This is a genomic window from Peterkaempfera griseoplana, from assembly GCF_001418575.1.
Taxonomy (GTDB): Bacteria; Actinomycetota; Actinomycetes; order Streptomycetales; family Streptomycetaceae; genus Peterkaempfera; species Peterkaempfera griseoplana.
The window spans coordinates 1-4,468 of the sequence record NZ_LIQR01000524.1 but is presented as its reverse complement, the minus strand read 5'-3'; the positions used below and the strand labels follow the sequence as shown (position 1 = coordinate 4,468).

Annotated in this window: 1 protein-coding gene; it reads left to right on the top strand. The window is 70.1% G+C overall.

Features of this window, described 5'->3' with window-relative positions:
- Nucleotides 1–24 precede the first annotated feature (24 nt).
- On the top strand, nt 25–4,468 hold a 4,444-nt coding region (locus AOK09_RS31660; RefSeq protein ID WP_265736754.1), incomplete at its 3' end, for an amino acid adenylation domain-containing protein.

Below are 4,468 nucleotides of genomic sequence, written 5' to 3'. Positions count from 1 at the left end.
CTGCTGCCCGCGCATCCGGCGTATGTGATCTACACCTCCGGCTCGACCGGTCGTCCCAAGGGCGTCTCCGTCCCGCATGCCAACGTCCTGCGGCTGTTCGCCGCGACCCGCGGCCGGTATGGCTTCGGCCCGAGCGACGTGTTCACCTGGTTCCACTCCTTCGCCTTCGACTTCTCCGTCTGGGAAATGTGGGGTCCGCTGCTGCACGGCGGACGCCTGGTCGTCGTACCCTTCGACATCTCCCGCTCCCCCGCCGACTTCCTCGCCCTGCTGGTCCGCGAACAGATCACGGTGCTCAACCAGACCCCCTCCGCGTTCTACCAGCTCGCCCAAGCCGACGCCCGGTACCCCGAGCTGAGCCGCGGACTCCGGTTGCGCCGGATCATCCTGGCGGGCGAGGCGCTCGACCTGGCGCGCCTCGGCGACTGGTACAGCCGCCACGCCGACCACGCACCGCTGCTGGTGAACATGTACGGCCCGACCGAGACCACGGTCTACGCCACCTACGAGCCGATCACCGAGGCGATAGCTGCCGCCAGCCGCGGGTCCAGCCTCATCGGCCGCGGCATCCCCGGCCTGCGCATGTACGTCCTCGACGCCGCACTCCAGCCGTGCCCGCCCGGCGTACCGGGCGAGATGTACGTCGCGGGTGCGAACCTTGCCCGCGGATACCACGCGCGTCCGGTGCTGAGCGCCGAACGCTTCGTCGCCGACCCCTACGGCGGCCCGGGCGCGCGTATGTACCGCACCGGTGACCTCGTGCGCTGGACCGCGGACGGCCGGCTCGACTACCTCGGCCGTACCGACGACCAGATCAAGCTCCGCGGCTTCCGCATCGAACTCGGCGAGATCGAGGCCGTGCTCGCCGGACACCCCGCCCTGGCGCAGAGCGCCGTCGTCGTACGCGAGGACCGGCCCGGCGACAAGCGCCTGGTCGGCTACGCGGTGCCCACACCCGAGGCGCAGGGACACGACGCCGCTGAACTCGCCGCGGAGGTGCGCGCACACCTGGCCGGGCTGCTGCCCGAGTACATGGTGCCGTCGGCGGTCGTGGTCATGGACGCGTTCCCGTTGACGGTCAACGGCAAGCTGGACCGGAAGGCCCTGCCCGAGCCGGACCTCGCGGTGACGGCCGGGACGGGCCGCAGGCCCGCGACCGAACGCGAGGAAGCCCTGTGCGGTCTGTTCGCCGACGTCCTGGGCATCCCCGAGGTCGGCGTCGACGACAACTTCTTCGAACTCGGCGGACACTCCCTGCTCGCCGTGACCCTCATCGAGCGCATCCGCACGGCGCTGGGCATCGAACTGCCGGTCAGGGCACTGTTCACCTCGCCCACGGTGGCAGCCCTCGCCGGCGAACTCACCGGCCCCGCCCTGGTGATCCCGCCGAACCTCATCCCGCACGGCGCGCGGGAGATCACCCCGGAGATGCTGCCGCTGGTCGAACTCAGCGCCGACGACGTCCAGCGGATCGTCGACCGCGTACCCGGCGGAGCCGCCAACATCGCCGACATCTACCCCCTGGCACCCCTCCAGGAAGGCATCCTCTTCCACCACCTGCTCGAAGCAGGCCGACAGGACGTCTACGTCCAGCCGACCGTTCTGCGCTTCGACTCCCAGGAAAGGCTGCAGACCTTCACCAAGGCCCTGCAGAACGTCGTGGACCGGCACGACATCCTGCGCACCGCGATCATCTGGCAGAACCTCCCCGAACCCCTCCAGGTCGTCCTCCGCCAAGCACCCATCCCGGTCGTGAACATGAACGCCGAAGTGGCCGCTGTGCCGCTACCCGCTGTCGGCGTCGTCGAAGGACTGCTGGAGGCCTGCCCGGTAGTGATGGACATCGGGCGGGCCCCGCTGATCCGGATGTACACCGCGCAGGAGCAGAGCACCGGGGTCTGGCACGCGCTGCTCCAGGTGCACCACCTCGTCCTGGACCACACCACCCTCGAGATCCTCATGGGCGAGATCCGGGCGTTCCTGACCGGGCAGGAGGAGACGCTGCCCAGGCCGCTGCCGTTCCGCGACTTCACCGCCCAGGCGCGGCTAGGCGTTCCGGCCGAGGAGCACCAGCGGTTCTTCGACCGTCTGCTGGGTGACGTCACCGAGCCGACCGCACCGTACGACCTGACCGACGTACGCGGCGACGGCACCGGCATCAACGAGCACAAGCTCACCCTGGAAGCCGACCTCGCCGAACGCATCCGCGCCCGCTCCCGCGACGCGGGCGTAAGCCCCGCCACCGTCTTCCACCTCGCCTGGGCGCGCGTCCTCAGCGTCCTGACGGGACGTTCCGACGTCGTCTTCGGCACGGTGCTCTTCGGCCGGATGAACGCCGGCACCGGCGCGGACCGGGTACCGGGCCTGTTCATGAACACACTGCCCGTACGGGCACGACTGGAACACGCCACCGTCAGCGGAGCACTGCAATCCATGCACCGCGACCTCGCCGAACTGCTCGCACACGAGCACGCACCCCTGTCCGTGGCGCAGCAGGCAAGCGGACTGAACGGCGCACCCCTGTTCACCACCCTCCTCAACTACCGCTACACCCAGGACACCAGCGCCACGGAAGCCGCCGCACTCGAAGGCGTCGAGTCCCTCTGGGGCGAGGAGCGGACCAACTACCCGCTGGCTGTCCACGTCGACGACACCTTCGACGGGTTCCGTCTCACGGTCCAGACCGTGCCCGCCGTCGACCCCGCGCTCCTCGCCGGGCGGCTGACGACGGTGGTCGAGGGCATGGTCGACTCCCTGGAGACTGCGGCGGACGCCCCGCTGCACACACTCACAGCACTCGACCCCGCCGAACGGCAGCAAGTCCTGACCGGCTGGAACGACACCACACACCAGGTGCCCGCCAGCACGATCGTCGACCTCTTCGAAGCCCAGGTCACCCGCACCCCCGACGCCATCGCCGTAATCGACCCCGAAGGCGCCGAGATCTCGTACGCCGAACTCAACCGGCGGGTGAACCGTCTGGCACGGCTCCTTGCCGAGTACGGCGCCGGACCCGAGGACCGCGTGGGCGTGCTCATGCCCCGCTCGGCCGGGATGGTCGAAGCCCTGCTCGCCGTCCTCAAAAGCGGCGCCGCCTACGTGCCGCTCGACCCCGAGCTGCCGGCGGAACGCATCACCTACATGCTCGACGACGCCCGCCCCACGATCCTTCTCACCAGCAGGAACATCGAGCCTCCGAAGTCCGCCGCCGGGACGCGGACGATCACGGTGGACGCCGAAGCGACCATGGCACGACTGGCCGAACTCTCCCCCGACAACCCAGCCGCCGAAACCCGACCCGCGCCCTCCCACCCCGCCTACGTGATCTACACGTCCGGTTCCACCGGTCGCCCGAAGGGCGTCGTGGTCCCGCACGGTGCACTCGTCAACTTCCTGAGCGCCCTGGGCGAGCACATAGTTCTGACCCCGACGGACCGACTCGTCGCTGTGACCACCACGGCGTTCGACATCCACGCCCTGGAGCTCTACACGCCTCTGCTGTCGGGCGCCGGCGTCGTCGTCGCAGACCGGTCCACGGTCAGGGACCCGGAAGCCCTGGCCGCCTTGATCGCTCGCTCAGGCGCGACCGTCATGCAGGCGACCCCCGCCCTCTGGCAGGGCCTGGCCATCGACCGTCCGGCGGCTGTGAACGGTATGCGCGTTCTCGTCGGCGGCGAGGCCCTTCCCGCCCCGCTGGCCGAGCGGCTGACGGCACTCGCGTCGTCCGTCACCAACCTGTACGGCCCGACCGAGACCACCGTCTGGTCGACCCTCGCTCAGCTGAGCACCGCCTCCGGGCACAGCGTGCCGCCGATCGGCCAGCCGATCTGGAACACGCGGACCTACGTCCTGGACGCCGCGCTCGAGCCGTGCCCGCCGGGCATCCCCGGTGAGCTGTACATCGCGGGTGAGGGTCTGGCGCGCGGCTATTTGAACCGACCGGGTCTGTCGGCGGAGCGGTTCGTGGCCGACCCCCACGGTCCCGCCGGCTCCCGCATGTACCGCACCGGCGACCTCGCCCGCTGGAACACCAACGGCGTCCTGGAATACCTCGGCCGCACCGACGACCAGGTCAAACTCCGCGGCTTCCGCATCGAACTCGGCGAAGTCCACTCCGCCGTCACCCGATGCCCCGGCATCGCACAAGCCGCCGTCCTGGTCCGCGAGGACCGCCCCGGCGACCAACGCCTCGTCGCCTACGTCATACCAACCGACAGCAACACCGGAACCTTGGACGACGCGGAACTGTCGGCGCGCGTGCGTGCCCACGCCGGCACGCTCCTGCCGGACTACATGGTCCCCTCCGCCGTCGTCGTCATCGACGCCATGCCGGTCACCACCAACGGCAAACTCGACCGCCGCGCCCTCCCCGCACCCGAACTCCCCACCCCAGGCACAGGCCGCAAACCCGCCAACGAACGCGAAGCACACCTGTGCACCCTGTTCGCCGAGGTACTCGGCCTCCCCG